The 15,968-nt window shown below is 57.1% G+C and carries 17 protein-coding genes and 1 tRNA gene; 16 read left to right on the plus strand and 2 right to left on the minus strand.

Features of this window, described 5'->3' with window-relative positions; translation table 11 throughout:
* Window positions 1–4 precede the first annotated feature (4 nt).
* From queC to ACO6BQ_RS00870, 3 genes are read left to right on the plus strand one after another with little or no spacing between them, the layout of a single operon-like run.
* Window positions 5–691, plus strand: a complete 687-nt coding sequence (queC, locus tag ACO6BQ_RS00860) for a 7-cyano-7-deazaguanine synthase QueC (RefSeq protein ID WP_489118738.1) — start codon at window positions 5–7, stop codon at window positions 689–691.
* Window positions 691–1,482 carry a GTP cyclohydrolase FolE2 gene (gene folE2 / locus ACO6BQ_RS00865; RefSeq protein ID WP_489118740.1) on the plus strand — a complete coding sequence of 264 codons (792 nt, stop codon included), beginning with the start codon at window positions 691–693 and terminating at the stop codon, window positions 1,480–1,482. The genes queC and folE2 overlap by 1 nt, the downstream gene beginning before the upstream one ends.
* A gap of 22 nt (window positions 1,483–1,504) precedes the next feature.
* Window positions 1,505–2,485 (plus strand): lysylphosphatidylglycerol synthase transmembrane domain-containing protein, encoded by a 981-nt coding sequence (locus ACO6BQ_RS00870; protein ID WP_489118742.1) that lies wholly within the window; start codon window positions 1,505–1,507, stop codon window positions 2,483–2,485.
* A 97-nt stretch (window positions 2,486–2,582) separates the two neighbouring features.
* Here the strand turns inward: ACO6BQ_RS00870 and ACO6BQ_RS00875 are convergent, their stop codons facing one another.
* The gene (locus ACO6BQ_RS00875) at window positions 2,583–2,804 is read right to left on the minus strand and encodes a nuclease (protein ID WP_489118744.1); all 222 of its coding nucleotides are present in this window, start codon (window positions 2,802–2,804) and stop codon (window positions 2,583–2,585) included.
* A gap of 234 nt (window positions 2,805–3,038) precedes the next feature.
* Here ACO6BQ_RS00875 and ACO6BQ_RS00880 point away from each other — a divergent pair, with 234 nt between their 5' ends.
* The 9 genes from ACO6BQ_RS00880 (at window position 3,039) to ACO6BQ_RS00920 (ending at window position 12,147) form a co-directional block, all read left to right on the plus strand.
* The gene (locus tag ACO6BQ_RS00880) at window positions 3,039–3,491 is read left to right on the plus strand and encodes a CtsR family transcriptional regulator (protein ID WP_489118803.1); all 453 of its coding nucleotides are present in this window, start codon (window positions 3,039–3,041) and stop codon (window positions 3,489–3,491) included.
* Window positions 3,492–3,548: 57 nt separating this feature from the next.
* Window positions 3,549–4,079, plus strand: a complete 531-nt coding sequence (locus tag ACO6BQ_RS00885) for a UvrB/UvrC motif-containing protein (protein ID WP_489118746.1) — start codon at window positions 3,549–3,551, stop codon at window positions 4,077–4,079.
* Window positions 4,069–5,139 carry an ATP--guanido phosphotransferase gene (locus tag ACO6BQ_RS00890; protein WP_489118748.1) on the plus strand — a complete coding sequence of 357 codons (1,071 nt, stop codon included), beginning with the start codon at window positions 4,069–4,071 and terminating at the stop codon, window positions 5,137–5,139. Before ACO6BQ_RS00885 ends, ACO6BQ_RS00890 begins: the two co-directional genes overlap by 11 nt.
* A 14-nt stretch (window positions 5,140–5,153) precedes the next feature.
* A complete protein-coding gene (locus ACO6BQ_RS00895; protein ID WP_489118750.1) occupies window positions 5,154–7,658 on the plus strand; it encodes an ATP-dependent Clp protease ATP-binding subunit in 2,505 nt (834 codons plus the stop codon).
* Window positions 7,648–7,800 carry a hypothetical protein gene (locus ACO6BQ_RS00900; RefSeq protein WP_489118752.1) on the plus strand — a complete coding sequence of 51 codons (153 nt, stop codon included), beginning with the start codon at window positions 7,648–7,650 and terminating at the stop codon, window positions 7,798–7,800. The genes ACO6BQ_RS00895 and ACO6BQ_RS00900 overlap by 11 nt, the downstream gene beginning before the upstream one ends.
* 28 nt (window positions 7,801–7,828) lie before the next feature.
* The gene (radA, locus tag ACO6BQ_RS00905) at window positions 7,829–9,205 is read left to right on the plus strand and encodes a DNA repair protein RadA (protein WP_489118754.1); all 1,377 of its coding nucleotides are present in this window, start codon (window positions 7,829–7,831) and stop codon (window positions 9,203–9,205) included.
* A gap of 48 nt (window positions 9,206–9,253) precedes the next feature.
* A complete protein-coding gene (locus ACO6BQ_RS00910) occupies window positions 9,254–11,026 on the plus strand; it encodes a flagellar hook-length control protein FliK (RefSeq protein WP_489118757.1) in 1,773 nt (590 codons plus the stop codon).
* A gap of 18 nt (window positions 11,027–11,044) precedes the next feature.
* Window positions 11,045–11,593: a flagellar hook assembly protein FlgD gene (locus ACO6BQ_RS00915; RefSeq protein WP_489118759.1), complete on the plus strand. Its 549-nt coding sequence runs from the start codon at window positions 11,045–11,047 to the stop codon at window positions 11,591–11,593.
* Window positions 11,594–11,733: 140 nt separating this feature from the next.
* Window positions 11,734–12,147, plus strand: a complete 414-nt coding sequence (locus ACO6BQ_RS00920; RefSeq protein WP_489118761.1) for a hypothetical protein — start codon at window positions 11,734–11,736, stop codon at window positions 12,145–12,147.
* A gap of 94 nt (window positions 12,148–12,241) precedes the next feature.
* On the opposite strand, the gene ACO6BQ_RS00925 is transcribed toward ACO6BQ_RS00920, so the two are convergent.
* The gene (locus ACO6BQ_RS00925; protein ID WP_489118762.1) at window positions 12,242–13,141 is read right to left on the minus strand and encodes a LysR family transcriptional regulator; all 900 of its coding nucleotides are present in this window, start codon (window positions 13,139–13,141) and stop codon (window positions 12,242–12,244) included.
* Between the two features lie 216 nt (window positions 13,142–13,357).
* Between ACO6BQ_RS00925 and ACO6BQ_RS00930 the strand changes: the two genes are divergently transcribed.
* From ACO6BQ_RS00930 to ACO6BQ_RS00945, 4 genes are all read left to right on the plus strand, one after another.
* A tRNA-Ser gene (locus ACO6BQ_RS00930) sits at window positions 13,358–13,448 on the plus strand.
* A 51-nt stretch (window positions 13,449–13,499) separates the two neighbouring features.
* A complete protein-coding gene (locus tag ACO6BQ_RS00935; RefSeq protein ID WP_489118764.1) occupies window positions 13,500–14,834 on the plus strand; it encodes an NCS2 family permease in 1,335 nt (444 codons plus the stop codon).
* 21 nt (window positions 14,835–14,855) lie between these two features.
* Window positions 14,856–15,767: a ComEC/Rec2 family competence protein gene (locus ACO6BQ_RS00940; RefSeq protein ID WP_489118766.1), complete on the plus strand. Its 912-nt coding sequence runs from the start codon at window positions 14,856–14,858 to the stop codon at window positions 15,765–15,767.
* Window positions 15,764–15,964, plus strand: a complete 201-nt coding sequence (locus ACO6BQ_RS00945) for a DUF3006 domain-containing protein (RefSeq protein WP_489118768.1) — start codon at window positions 15,764–15,766, stop codon at window positions 15,962–15,964. Before ACO6BQ_RS00940 ends, ACO6BQ_RS00945 begins: the two co-directional genes overlap by 4 nt.
* Window positions 15,965–15,968: the final 4 nt, after the last annotated feature.

Consider the following 15,968-nt stretch of genomic DNA (forward strand, 5'->3'; position numbering starts at 1 on the left):
ACGTATGGGGGAAAAAGCGGTAATCCTGCTCTCGGGAGGGCTTGACAGCTGTACCTGCATGGCGGTCGCCCATGCAGCGGACTATGAGCTCTATCCGATCAGCTTCGACTATCACCAGCGGCATGACCGTGAGCTGGAATGCGCAAAGCGGATTGCTGCGCACTATCATGCGGCAGAGCATCTTATCATCGAGACGAATATGGATGCGGTCGGCGGCTCTGCGCTGACGGACGATGCGATTGATGTGCCTGAGGGAGATGCAGAGCGCACGGAGATTCCCGTTACCTATGTACCCGCACGCAATCTCATCTTTCTGAGCTATGCACTCGGCTATGCGGAGCGCGTAGGGGCGGCACATCTCTACATCGGTGTGAACTCTGTCGACTACTCGGGCTATCCCGACTGCCGTCCCGAATTCATCGCCGCATTTCAGGCGGCGGCGGATGCGGCGACGGCAGCTGCAGCGGAGCGCGGTCGCCGCATCGTTGTCGAGACTCCGCTGCAGCATCTCTCGAAGGGCGATATCATTCGTCTTGGTACGGAACTGGGCGCACCCTACGAACTGACAACGAGCTGCTATGCGGGCGGCGCGGAGGCGTGCGGCATCTGCGACAGCTGCGTCCTGCGCCTGCGCGGCTTTGCCGAGGCGGGGCGGCGCGACCCGATTCCGTATGTATCAGGAGCACGATGATGCTGGACGTACAGAACCGTGAGGACGAACGCGGCATTGCGATTCAGCGCGTCGGTGTCAAGGAAGTGCGCCTGCCCTTTCTCATCAAGAAACAGGCGGGCGGCTATCAGCAGGTGCTCGCGCGCATTGCATTCACCGTGTCCCTGCCGATGGAGTTCAAGGGGACGCACATGAGTCGCTTCCTCGAAATCCTCCTGCCGTGGAGCGCGAAGCCGCTCGCCGAGGAGGAGATGGACGCGATGCTCACGGAGGCACTTGACCGTCTTCACGCCGAGGCGGCAGAGGTTTCGCTCGCGTTTACCTATTTTCTCGAAAAAAGAGCACCCGTCAGCGGACGTGCGTCTCTGCTCGACGTGGATGCCTCCTTTACGGGGCGCAAGCGGCGCGGAGAACCGATGCAGTTTGAGCTTGGACTCTCCATGCCGTTCACCTCGCTCTGCCCGTGCAGCAAGGAGATCTCTGCGTACGGAGCGCACAATCAGCGTTCCACAGCACGCGTGCGGCTCCGCTATCACGAGGGCGTGCCGTGCATCTACATCGAGGAACTGGCAAAGCTGCTCGAGCGGCAGGGCTCTGCGCCCATTTATCCGCTGCTCAAGCGTGCGGATGAGAAGTATGTCACCGAGGCTGCGTACGAGAATCCGAAATTCGTCGAGGACATTTTGCGCGACACCGTACTCGCCCTGCGTGCACTGCCGGGGCTTGCATATTTCTCGCTCGCATGTGAAAATGAGGAGTCCATTCACAGCCACAACGCCTTTGCGGCACATGAAGAATATTTGTCTGAGTAGAAAAAGGGGGAGAGCGTAGAGCATGAGTAAATTTGCGCGGCGCTTTCTCCTTCTTTTTGTGCTCGTTGTCGGCATCTCCGCTGCCGTCATCTACACAACGGTGGACATCAATACCCTTCAGAACCTGACGCGCTTTCATCCGTGGTCACTCCTCCTCGCACTCCTTGCCGTCGGGCTTGGGATGTTCTTTGACGGCAGCCGCCTCATGCACCTCGTCAAAATCTCCAATGAAAAAATCACCTTGTACCAAGCGGTACAGGTGATCTTCGGCAATTATTTCCTCGCGCTCCTTACGCCGGGCGCGACAGGCGGCGCAGTCGCACAGGTCATGTTTTTGCGCCATGCGGGCGTACCTACAGGCAAGGCTGCGGTGCTCGTCATCGTGCGGACACTGCTCTCAATCTTCTTTCTTGCACTGTGTATGCCGTTTATCTTTCTGCACGATGAGGGCATCGTCCCTGGCGTGTCGAACGATATTTTGATGGCGGTGACACTCGCGGCTTTTCTCGGCATTGTATTCATCGTTGTGGGAGCGCGGCGCGGCTTTCTTGACTACATTGTCGTTTGGATCGCACGCCGTCTGCGGGACAGGAAGAGGCATCAGCTCTTCGGTCTCTACCGCGATACGAAGAGCGCGATCTCGCTCCTGCTCGGTGCGCCGCGTCAGATGCTCGTGGTATTTGTCGAGTCGGGGCTGAATCTCCTCTGTATCTACGCCGTCGTTCCGTGCCTCCTGCTCGGGCTCGGCGTGACCGATGCGGACTGGTACACCGTCATGGGGCGCATGATCTTCCTCAATATGCTGCTTTACTTCAGCCCGACCCCGGGCGGCTCCGGCATTGCCGAGGGCGGCTTCGTCCTCCTCTTTGCAGCGACTGTTCCCGCAGGCACCGTCGGCATCGTCGCCGTCTGCTGGCGGCTCATCGCCGAATACCTCCCGTTCCTCATTGGTTTCTACTACACCGTCACCGTCTTCGGCCGCGAGTTCCTGCGGCGGTACTGATGTCTTGTTCGCTGCGCCGTTCATAACGGCGCTTTTTCTTTGAGCAATTTATCGCATCAAGTGCGCGTTAGGGAATCTCAACGATATGTTTGTCTTTTTACGGGTGGCACACTCCACACGGTTCGTATCCGTCGGCAATAGCCGCCTCGCGTGAGCTGTAGGGAACGAAGTGCGGTGCGTCGGGATATTTGATCGTTCGGCAGGTTGCGTAGTGGAACTTGCCCGACTTCGTGTTGGCGAGATAGTCCGTTGCGAGCGCGGGTGTCGCTGCAGAGAGTGTAACGGCGGCAAGCGTTGCAAGTGCAATTTTCCTAAGCATACATATTCTCCTTCTTTCTATATGATATATGATTATGCCCTAAAAGTTATCAAGCTGCAAGTATAGCGCATATCATTCAGCTAAAAATTTCTACGAAAACGCGCTCATCATATAGGAAAACATCAGATCGTAAAAAATTATTTTCCCCTTGATATAATTGCTACTTGCTAAAAGTCAAAAAAACAAATATAATAGAGAAAAGCACAATTAAGGGAATCCAGAGAAGGTGATATGATGAGCAACATTGCCGATATGATAGAGTCCTACATTCTCCGTCAGCTTGCCACGCGCCAGGACGGGCAGGTAGAGCTGCGGCGGACGGATATTGCGGATGAGATTTCATGTGCACCGTCGCAGATCAGCTATGTGCTCTCCACGCGTTTCACGCAGGATAAGGGCTTCGTGGTGGAGTCGCGGCGTGGGCTGGGCGGCTTCATCCGCATCGTGCAGGTGCCGCTGCGCGATCTCGTCTATCAGGATATGCTGTCAAAGATCGACGAAGAGACCGATATGGAAACGATGCAGTCGATGGTGCGCTACCTCGTTCAGCACGGAATGGTGGAGACACGCGAAGCGGCACTTCTCATGCAGATGGTGACGGGACTTTTCTGTTCGGAAACACTTATCGCACAGGAACGTGTCCAGATGCTGAAGACGATGATATTGACACTGGAGAATTTCCGCTAGTTATTCGATACATCATAAAAGAAGCGAACTATTCGGAAACCGATGGAAGGAAACGCAATGATTTGTGAGGAATGCGGCCGCAATGACGCGATCGTGCACATTGTGCAGATTGGTCCCGGCGGTCGAAGCGAAAAGAATATATGTATGAGCTGCGCGGCGCGCTATGGGGCATCGATCTTTCGCGCACAGCAGCAGAATGTATCGGCGGAGGATTTCCTCAAGGGCATCTTTGGCAGCAATCAGCAGGAGAGCACCGATGAGGAGGATGCTCCGCACATCACCTGCCCGAACTGCGGCATGAAAATTCAGGATCTCTCACAGACGGGGCAGATCGGCTGCTCGGTCTGTTACGAGACGTTCCATCACGAGCTCACACCGCTCCTGCGGCGGATTCACGGATCGAGTGTTCATCGCGGGAAGATTCCGCGCCGTTCGGGCAGCTCCATCATGCTCCGTCAGGAGGCGGAGCAGCTGCGTGTGCGCCTGAAGGAGGCAGTCGCACGTGAGGAGTATGAGAAGGCGGCGGAGTACCGCGACCGCATCCGTAGTCTGGAGAGCCGCATGGAGGAGCAGTCCTATGGCAGTTGATGCACTCCTGCGGAGCAGCCGTCTCTCGTGGTTCGGAACGGAAGGGACGGACAGCGATGTCGTCCTCTCGAGCCGTGTGCGCCTTGCACGCAATCTGGTGGGGGTGCCGTTCCCGGGGCGTGCGGATCTCAGGCAGCTGGCAGAGATCGCGCAGCAGCTCGACGATTCCCTTGTGGACATTGGTACGGAGCTGGGGCAGCCTTGCGATCGGATTGAACTTGACCAGCTGAGCGCATTGCAGCGCGAGGTTCTGATTGAGAAGCGGCTCATCAGTGAGAAATTTGCCGAGGTACAGCCGCGTCGGACGGCATACATCAGCGCGGATACGCGTGTCAGCATTCTCGTCAACGAGGACGATCATCTGCACATTCAGTCGATGACCCCGGGGCTCTCTCTCAGACAGGCATTTGAGACGGCATCACGCGTCGATGACTACATTGAGGCGCGGTTGGATCTTGCCTTTGATGAGACGATGGGCTATCTGACGGCTTATCCGACGAACCTTGGGACGGGGCTGCGCGCCTCTGCAATTCTGCATTTGCCCGGGTTGGTCTATACGCGCAACATTGAGAATATCGTCAATACATCGCCGCAGCTCGGGCTTGCCGTGCATCCGCTTGAGGGGATCGGCGAGGGTGCGCATCTCTACAAGGTATCCAATCAACTCACGCTTGGCTATTCCGAGGCGGAGATGATCGAGAACATCCAGACGGCTGTCGGAGAGATCGCCGCGCACGAGCGACGCGCACGCAAGGCACTGTCTTACTTGGGAAAGGAAGGTGTCGAGGACGGTGTATGGCGTTCTTTTGGCATTTTGTCCTATGCACGATCACTGACGGAGCAGGAGCTCTTCGCACTTGTTTCACGCGTGCGGTACGGCATCGATCGGGGGATGGTCGAGGAGGTTGCACCGGACTGTTATGCGGAGCTGATTGTTGCGGGGCGTGACGGCTATCTCAAATACATGGCAGACAACGAAAATCTATCTACGGGGGAAATCAGCAGCATACGTGCTTCGCGTGTGCGCGCGATACTGCATAAATATCGAACGCAGGGATAAAGGAGGGGGACAGCTTGAACTACCGTCAATTTTTTACACAGGCGGCAATTAAAGCCGTAGAGTTTTCACAGTACATCGCGCAGCGGCGCGGCAAAGGGTACATTGGCACGGGCCAGCTTTTGCTGGGAATTCTGCATATGCGTGATACGATCGCAGCGGAGGTGCTCGATAAATTCGGTGTGGACTATGACAGTGCGGAGCAGGTGATTCGGGGGACGGATGGTTTTCAGGATGTCCTGCACCCGGCCGAGGATGTTCCGTACTATACGCGCCGGGCCCAACGGGTCATGCAGAGCGCGATTGATACCGCGCGCGAGGAGCGTTCCTTTGTGACGACAGAGCATATCCTGCTCAGCCTGCTCACGGAGGCGGATGGGACGGCAGTCCATACGATTGAGGAGATGGATGTCGACATCGAGGAGCTGCGGAGCGAGGTGCTCGAGCGCATGAGCAACGCGGAGGAGCCCAAGGGGAAGTCTGTGCGCAGAAAATCCTCGAAGGGCGAGGGCAAGGGGCTTCCCGCCTCGCTCAAGAGGTTCGGACGTGACCTCATCGGTGTCGCCCGTACGGGTGGAATTGATCCCGTCATCGGACGCACTTCGGAGATTGACCGCATGATCCAGATTCTCGCACGGCGCACGAAGAACAACCCGATTCTGCTTGGAGAGGCGGGCGTTGGCAAGACTGCCATCGTCGAGGGGCTTGCACAGCGCATCGCAGATGGAGATGTGCCGTTTCTGCTCGAAGACAAGCGTGTTGTTACGCTCTCGATGACGGCACTGGTCGCGGGGACGAAGTACCGCGGCGAGTTTGAGGAACGCCTCAAGAATGTCGTGGATGATGTCATCAAGGCGAAGAATATTATTCTCTTTATCGACGAGATTCATACGCTTATCCGCGCCGGCGGTGCGGAGGGCTCGCTTGATGCTGCAAATATCCTCAAGCCCGCACTTGCGCGTGGGGAGATGCAGATCATCGGCGCAACGACGCTCAGCGAGTACAAGAAGCATTTTGCCAAGGACGCGGCACTCGCCCGCCGCTTCCAGACCGTCATGGTCGACGAGCCGAGCGAGGAGGACGCGGAGAAGATCCTCCTCGGGCTGCGCGGAAAATATGAGGAGTTCCACCGTGCGCGGATCGAGGATGCCGCCGTTCGTGCGGCGGTGCGCCTGTCGAAGCGTTACATTACCGATCGTTGTTTGCCGGACAAGGCGGTCGACCTCATGGATGAGGCTGCATCGCGTGTGCGCATGCGAAATATTGGCGATACCGATCAGCTCGCAGGGCTGCGTACGGAGATTGCGGAGATTGTGAAGGAGAAGGATGCGGCAATCAGCGGACAGGACTATGAAAAGGCGGCGCAGCTGCGCGACCGCGAGCAGGAACTGCGCGCTCGTCTCGAGGCCTCGCGGTGCGGCGAGGAACAGCGCGCGGAGATCACGGTCACGGAGCACGATATCGCCGATGTTGTGGCGCAGTGGACGGGCATACCCGTGCAGCGCATTGCGGCAAAGGAATCCGATCGTCTGCTCGCCCTCGAAAAGCACATCGGACGCCGCGTGATCGGTCAGGACGAGGCGGTGCGTGCCGTCTCCAAGGCAGTGCGCCGTGCGCGTGCCGGGGTCAAAGACCCGCGCCGCCCGATTGGCTCTTTTCTCTTTCTCGGCTCGACGGGCGTGGGCAAGACGGAACTTGCTCGTGCACTCGCCGAGTCCGTATTCGGCTCGGAGGATGCGATCATCCGCTTTGATATGTCCGAGTACATGGAGAAGCACACAACCGCGCGTCTCGTCGGTGCGCCTCCGGGCTACGTCGGCTACGAGGAGGGCGGCCAGCTTACGGATGCCGTACGCAAGAAGCCGTTTTCCATCGTCCTTTTCGACGAGGTGGAGAAGGCGCACCCTGATGTCTTCCATATGCTCCTGCAGGTGCTCGAGGACGGTCGACTCACGGATGGGCAGGGAACGGTCACGGATTTCCGCAACACGATCATCATCATGACCTCGAATGCGGGCGCGAATCATCTGCGCTCGACGACCGGCTCGATTGGGTTTTCCATCGGGCAGCAGGCGAAGGACACCGATGAGGAGCGTGCAAAGAAGCGCGTCATGGAGGAGGTCAAAAAGATCTTCCGCCCCGAGTTCCTGAACCGTGTGGACGATATGATCGTATTCAACGCGCTTGGCGAGCCGGAGCTGACGAAGATTGTCGACATCCTCCTGCGCGATGTAAAGGCACGTCTTGCCGAGCAGGAAATCAACATCGAGATCAGCCCCTCGGCAAAGCGCGTGCTCATCTCGAAGGGGACGGATGTCAAATTCGGTGCACGTCCTCTGCGCCGTGCCATCCAGAAGAATATCGAGGACGAGCTTGCAGAGCGTATCCTCGCACGCGACTTCACAGCGGGCGATGTCATCTCCGTACGCAAGGCGGGCGATGGGCTCGACTTCGTAAAGAAGGACACGAGCCGCAACAAGCGTGCCAAGAACGAGAAACAGGCATCCTATCATGAAGTCTGAGAGGCACCGCAACGTGCTTGCACAGCCGACACGCGCAGGGCGTGCAGCGGATTTCCTCCTCAATCTGGGCTGGTCGCTGTACTGGCTCGCGCGCTCCGCTGTGCGAACGCTGAAATATTGGAAACGGAAGGGACTGTCGTAAACAGTCCCTTTTATTTGCAGGAGATTCTATGGCAAAGAAGAAAAAGACCGCATACGTCTGTCAGAACTGCGGCTATGATACCTTTAAGTGGATGGGAAAATGCCCCGGCTGCGGGGCGTGGAATTCGCTCGTGGAGGAGATTGTAACGCCGCCGACGGAGGAACGCCGTGGTGTAGGCACGCTCCAATCGGAGCCGCCGCAGCCCATCGGCAGTATCGCTGTTGAGGATCTGCCGCGTTTTTCGACCGGCTCGGGCGAACTCGACCGCGTGCTCGGCGGCGGGGTTATTCCCGGCTCGATGGTGCTCATTGTCGGCGATCCCGGCGTTGGCAAGTCCAGCCTCACGCTGCGTGTCTCAGCGGACATTGCGCGTGCTGGACATCGCGTGCTCTATGTGACAGGTGAGGAGAGTGCGCGTCAGATCCGTATGCGTGCAGACCGTCTGCAGGCGATTGCGGACGAGCTGCTCGTTGTCAGTGAGACGAACCTCGATGCGATCTGCGCCCATGTGGAGCGGGAGCAGCCCGCGCTCTTCATCATCGACTCGATCCAGACCATGTATCGCCCCGACATCGAGAGTGCGCCCGGCAGCGTCTCGCAAGTACGCGAGTGCGCGATGGAGCTGATGCGTATTGCGAAAAATGCGGGCATTGCCGTCTTCGTCATCGGCCATGTGACGAAGGAAGGAAGTCTTGCGGGGCCGCGCGTCCTTGAGCACATCGTTGACACCGTACTCTACTTTGAGGGAGAGCGCAACGCCGAGTATCGCGTCCTCCGTGCGGTGAAGAACCGCTTTGGCAGCACGAACGAGCTCGGACTTTTTGAGATGCGTGATGTCGGACTGGTCGACGTTCCCGATGCGTCAAAGCTCTTCCTCTCGGAGCGTGCGATGGAGAGCGGATCCATCATCGTCCCGACGGTGGAGGGAACGCGGCCGCTGCTCGTCGAGGTGCAGGCACTCGTCGCACCGACACCATATCAGCCGCCGCGCCGCACGGCGGATTCCGTGGATGTGAAGCGCATACAGCTCCTCCTCGCCGTGCTCGAAAAGCGCGTGAAACTGCCCATCGGAGCCGCCGATGTCTATGTGAAGGTGGCGGGCGGCATTCGTCTCGACGAACCCGCCGCCGATCTCGCGCTCAGCGTTGCAATGGCATCCAGCTTTGCCAACCGTCTGCCGCGCCCGCACATGGTCGTCTGCGGTGAGGTCGGGCTCTCGGGTGAGGTGCGTGCCGTCTCCCAGGCGGAACTGCGCGTCGCCGAGGCGCGGCGGCTCGGTTTCAAAGCAGCACTCCTGCCGATGAAGAACTATCGGCAGCTCGAAGGAAAATTCACGGACATGGAGCTCTTTGGTGCGGAGACGATCGGTGATGCACTCAAATGTGCCATGCCAAAAAATATTTAAGAAATGGCGGATGCTTTCCGATAAACAAGTAGAAGAGGTGATGTGTAGATGAATGCAAATAATCTCATGGCTGTATCGACAGCAGATGGGATCTCCGCAGGAGCGGGTGCACCGAAGGGGCGCAGCGGCTCTGTGGGGAATCGTGCGCAAACAACCTCAGGGAAGAATTCGTTCAGCGATACATTTGACGCACTGCAAAAGGGAATGAATGCGGATACGTCAAAAACACAGACGCGCAACGCCCCCGCCGGTCCGGCGCAGACGAATGCACCGAAGGTGGAGAGCAATGTGCCCGCGCAGGACACACAGGATGTGACGGAAAAAGCACCGAAAAATGTCGATGCAAAGCCGACAGGGAGCGGTGCAGAGAAAACAACAATGTCCGCAGATGATGTCACTGCGGCAAGCAGTACTGCAGCATTTGCGGCAATCGTAAACATGGAGATGCCCTCCCCAGCGGCGGATGAGCATGAGGGCTTGGATGATGCCCTCGTCGACATTCTGGAGCGTTACGGTCTGACAGCGGATCAGCTCGGCGATACGAAGGTGCAGAATGTCGTGCAAAATCTTTTGCAGGCACTGCCCGAGGACGCGGCGAAGAGCCGCAATCTCCTTCTGGCACTGGAGGGACAGCCGATTGCACAGGAAAATGCGTCCTCCGAGCTTGGTGCATTGGTGCAGAAACTTGCTGCGGCGGGACAGGAGAACGCTCCTCTCACGAAGAACACGGACACTCCTGCTGCGCCCGTTTTGCGTCTTGCGGAACTTGACGCGTCGTCGTCCGCCCAACTGCGTGCGGCATTCAACACCGAGATTCCCTTGACACAGGAGAATCCACCTGCCATTGCGGCAGAAGCTGTTTCTTCTGCATTGACTGCTGCCGAAAACACGGCGCAGCGTAATCTCGTCACTACCAATACGGTCGTCGAGGAACAAAATACGCAGGTGATGGCGGAGAAGATTTCAGCTCCGCTCCTTCGGGCACAGGCAGAGCCTGTGCAGTCCACAGCGCGCTCGGCAGCAGACCTCGTCGGCAATCAACTGACGGTCGGCGAGAATGTGGATGCGGCCAGTCCTCTCACCGCGCTCGCACAGCGTACCATGCGCCATGATACCATGCAGGGAGATGCCGCAGGACAGCAAGGTGCTGCACAGCAGGATGCGGCACAGCTCGCACAGAGCGAGACACAACAGACGATTCGTATGAATTCAAATGTGACGTTTGAGATTCCGACGCGCACGACGGAGAATGCACCGCAGCCCGCGCAGCCCATTGCAGCGCAGACGGGAACGAGCCCGCTTCCCATGCAGGATGTCAATGCTCCAGCACCGACACCGGAGGCGCAGCGGCCGCAGCCGGACTATGAGATTCCACGTCAGATTGTGGAGCAGGCGCGACTCCTGCGTACGCTCAATGATACGCAGATGGTCATTCGTCTGCACCCCGAGCATCTTGGGGAGCTCACACTGCGTGTGTCTGTCGGTTCGAACGGCTCCGTACAGGCATCCTTCCACAGCGACAACGCACAGGTTCGCAATGTGATTGAAAACTCCCTTGTCCAGCTCCGACAGGAACTGAACAATCAGGGGCTCAAGGTCGATCGCGTCGGTGTCTATGCCGGTCTTGCGGATGGTCAGATGCCGCAGGGACAGGGACAGGAGGCATGGCAGCAGAGCAGCAGTCATCGCGGTGAGACGCAGATCTACACGCGCGGCGATGCCGACGACTATCTGGATGAGGCCGAGGGGCTTTCACCCGCTGCGGCACAGGCAAACATCGACGGCTCGGTTGGAACCGATGGTGTAGACTATCGCGTATAACGTTGAGGAGGAAATATCGTGGCAAGTTCAAACCCACTGAATACAATCAACGTCGGCGGCGTTGTGCAGAAGCTGTCTGACTACGAGGCAGCACAGAATCAGGCGAAAGCGAAGGACAAGAAGAACGACGCTCTTGGAAAGGATGCTTTCCTGAAACTGCTCGTCACGCAGATGAAGTATCAGGATCCGCTTGACCCGCAGGACAACAGTGAGTATCTCTCACAGCTGGCGCAGTTCTCTGCGCTTGAGCAGATGACGAACGTCTCCAAGGGGCTTGAGAATGTGTCGAAGATCGTCGACAACATCAACTCCTCTGTCCTTATCGGGCAGCTGAGCGGCATGATCGGTCAGCCCGTCCAGTGGAACAGCGTGGTCATGGGCGATGATAAAAAACCGCTCAAGAACAGCGATGGAACGGTGAAGACGCAGAGCTACGAGGGCAAGATCATCGGTGTCAGCATCACCGACGGTCAGCCGAGTGTGATTGCCGATGTGAACGGTGAGTCGCATCAGGTTCAGGTATCGAGCATTGTCCGTGTTGGCCGCCTTACGGCAGAAAAAACCTGAACAAATTGAACGCTATAGAAATACCGCTGAAGACTGCCTTCGGCGGTATTTTGTTCTTGCATAAAAGATTTGCATCTATTATAATGTAGGCATAAAATCCCAAAGGATGGTGGGATTGGGAATGAAATGGAGGGACCCATATGGCAATACCGGCAATTCAGAGCGGTGGCTTTGGAAGCAGTCTCTTTCAGCGTGCAAACCGTGAGGCGCAGCGTCTCGGTGGACAGGCGACGCATGCAAAGATGCAGGAAGTGGCATCTGTCATCGGCGGCTCGAACTTCGGTTCCGGCACGAAACTCGGCAAGGGACAGTTCCATCAGACGCAGGATCGCGTGATTCAGAATGGGACGCAGAGCGCATCGCGCGCTGCGCAGCAGTCGGCTGCGTACATGGATCCGCGCCGTCTTGGTACGAGCAAGTTCCAGAAGTCCAATCGTGAGGCGTACCAGATTGGCGGACAGGTGACGCATGAGATCATGCAGCAGGTCAAGCAGGCATACGCGACGAGTCATCCCGTCCAGAATATCGGCAAGAATCTGGACATTTCAGCGTAATTGACGTATAAAGCACCCCATGAAGATTTTGTTTATGAATATCTTCATGGGGTGTTTTGATGCGATTTACAGACTTCATTTTATCAGCGATTCATTAAACGGGGAGACCGGCCGGCGCATTATCAAAACGTCGGATCAGGAACTGCTGAAAACAGATTGCGGCGGGCGGCAGCTGTCGCTGCGTGTTCCACGCAACACCGACGGCACGCTTGCAGAGCGGGAACGAGACGGGGATGTAGCGCAGCTCCGGATGTTCGACCCCCGCGAGTTTTGGCAGGAGGCTCACGCCAAGCCCCGCTGCGACCAGTCCTGACATCGTTGACACATCGTCTCCCTCGAACGTGATTTCAGGGTGAATGCCCGCCAGGTCAAAGAACTGATCGACGAGGATGCGCAGACTGTAGCTGCTCTTCATTGCAATCAGCGGCTCATTCACCAGTTCATTCAGATTGATTCTTTCACGCTCGGCAAATGGATGCCCGAGCGGAACCGTGACAAAAAGCTCCTCCGACCAGAGATAGACCCATGCGCTGTACTCTGTCGTCGGGATGGTGGAGCAGAGGCAGAGGTCCGTCTCCCCGGCGGCGACCTGCTGCGCGAGTGTCGCCGAATCCTGCTGGTTCAGCTGGATGCGGATGTCGGGATAGAGCGCGCGAAAATCCTGCAGGATATGCGGCAGGACATAGCTGCCGAGCGAGTGGATGAACGAGAGGCGGAACTCCTTTGAGACCTCCGCATTCGCACTGCGCGCCTCCTCACGGGCACTGTCCACCTCGCGCAAAATGCGATCCACGCGGCGCAGCAGACGCTCTCCCTCCGGTGTCAGTTCGATCTCGCCCTCACTGCGTTTGAACAGCGAGACCTCCAGATCCTTTTCCAGCTTCGCCATCGAGCGGCTGAGTGCGGGCTGCGTCACATCCAGCATCCGCGCCGCTCGCGTAAAGTGACGGATGTTTGCCATCACTTGAAAGTATTTTAATTGTGCAAGTTCCATTTAATGATTCCTTTCTTGTACATCTATTATATCTGTCAAAAGACCTATATACAATGAGGAAAGGAAAAACTTATATTTTTTTTATTTTCTATTACTTATATACAGATCCATCGAATATTATGAAAAAAGATTATCCTAGTTCTCAAATTTTTCTTGACAATCTCTATATGTTCTGTTAATATATCTCATGTCGCAGAGAACGCGAGAAGTGAATATGGAGTGGTACTCAAGAGGCTGAAGAGGACGGTTTGCTAAATCGTTAGAGTGGGTAACCGCTGCGAGAGTTCGAATCTCTCCCACTCCGCCATTTTTGTTCTAAGCCTTATCGGGCTTTTTTTGTTTTTAAGGAGATGTTTACATGGGGATGCAGGGCACGCCGCCGTCCTTTATCGAGCGGTATTTCAAGATACGGGAGAAGGGCTCGTCCGTCCGCACGGAACTTATTGCGGGGCTGACGACCTTTATTGCAATGGCATACATTCTCTTCGTCAACCCGAACATTCTTGCCGACGCGGGGATTCCGAAGGATGCGGCGATTGCCTCGACGATCTGGATTGCGGCACTCGCCTCGATGGCGATGGGCGTCTTTGCGAATTATCCCGTTGCACTCGCGCCCGGTATGGGGCTCAACGCATTCTTTGCCTACTACGTCTGCGGTGTACTCGGACTGCACTGGACGGTCGCACTCGGTGCGGTCTTCTTCTCGGGCGTGCTCTTTCTCATTCTGACGGTCGGCGGGATTCGGCAGGCGATCATCAATGCTGTGCCGCGTGATCTGAAGCTTGCGATCAGCGTCGGTATCGGACTTTTCATTGCATTCATCGGGCTCAAGGGCACCGGGCTGATTGTCGAGAACTCTGCGACGTATGTTTCGCTCGGTCACGTGACCGCACCGACGACGCTGCTCTCGCTGTTCGGTCTGCTCTTCACAGCGGCACTCATGGCACGCAATGTGCATGGCTCGATCCTCATCGGCATCTTTGTCACGACGGTGCTTGCGATGGCACTTGGCATGACACCCGCACCGCAGGGGCTTGGCGATATCATCAGTACGTCGCTGCCCCATATGGGGGAGACGTTCGGTCAGCTCGACCTTGCGGGCGCGTGGAACTACGGTCTTGTCTCAATCATCTTCACGTTTACAGTGGTGGAGCTCTTCGATAATATGGGCACGCTGATCGGTCTTACGACGAAGGCGAAGATGGTGAAACCTGACGGGCATATCGAAAACATCGACAAGGCTCTGACAACGGACGCGGTCGGCACGATGGTGTCTGCGGTGTTCGGTACGTCCACGGTTACGTCCTACATCGAGAGTGCGGCAGGCATTGCCGCCGGCGGCCGTACGGGGCTCACGGCACTCGCGGCGGGGGTGCTCTTCCTTGCCGCTCTCCTCTTTACGCCGCTGATCGGCCTTGTGCCCGCATTTGCGACGGCTCCCGCGCTCATCCTCGTCGGAGCACTGCTCATGTCCGAGGTCGGCAAGATTGACTTCTCGGACTTCACGAATGCACTTCCCGCATTTCTCACAATTATCATGATGCCGCTCACCTCTAGTATCGCAAACGGCTTTGCGTTCGGCTTCATCAGCTATACCATTATGAAGCTCTTTGCGGGGCAGTATAAGAAGGTCAGCTGGATTATGTATCTGGTCTCGATCGCGTTCCTGATCAATCTGGCACTGCGCTCCTAACGCGCGGGGAGGGACTTGCAAATGAAACGATGGATTGCATCCGTCCTTGCGGGCGCAGTGCTCATCGCCGCACAGTTTTTTGCGGGCTGCACGGCTGCACCCGCCTCCGATGCGTCCAAACACGCGGCGCAGGGGGAGATCACGGTCAAGGTGCTCAATATTGGGCAGGGCGACTCCATTCTCATCCAGACGGGAGAGAAGACGGTGCTCGTCGACACGGGTGATGTGGACGAGCGCGACAAGCTGCGTGCGGAGCTGAAAAAGGCAGATGTCAAGAAAATTGACACAATCATCCTCACGCATCCGCACGCCGACCACATCGGTGGTATGGATGTCCTGCTCGACGAGTACACGGTCGGTATGGTCTATGACAACGGTATGCCCTCGACCTCAAAGCTCTACCTCGGCTATGTGAAAAAGCTCAAGGAAAAGAAGATCGAGCGCAAGGGGCTCGTCGCGGGCGACCGTGTCGATCTTGGCGGCGGTGTGGTGTTCGAGGTGCTTGGTCCCTCGGCAGAGCTAGTCAAGGAGGGCTCGGTCAAGGGCTATAAGCACGATCCGAACAACGAGTCCGTGGTCGGGCGGCTGGTCTTTGGCGATTTCTCCATGATGCTCACGGGCGATGCGGAGAAGAAGGAGGAGCAGGCCATCCTTGCGGCGGACAGTGCCCATGTAAAGAGCACGATTTTGAAATCCGGCCATCACGGCAGCAAGACCTCCTCCTCGGCAGACTTCCTGCGTGCAGTTCAGCCGGAGGCGGCACTCATCTCCTGCGGGGTGAACAACGACTATGGACACCCGCACAAGGAGACGATGAAAAAGTACCACGCACTGAACATCCCGATCTATGTGACCGCAGAGAACGGGACGATCACGGTGACGAGTGACGGAAAGACCTACAAGATTGTACCCGAACGGGGGGAGAAACAATGATCTCTGCATATCTTGACCGATTTGAAGGAAAATACGCAGTACTTCTGCTCGGTGATGCAATGGAAAAGGTGAATTTCCCGAAGACGTTTCTTCCTGCGGATGTTTCCGAGGGAGACTATCTGACGATCTCCATGGAGCGGGATGCAGCGGCTACGGAGGCTGCCGAGGCGGGGGCTCTGGAATTGCTGAACCAATAAGGAG

The organism is Centipeda sp. (in: firmicutes), assembly GCF_057271695.1.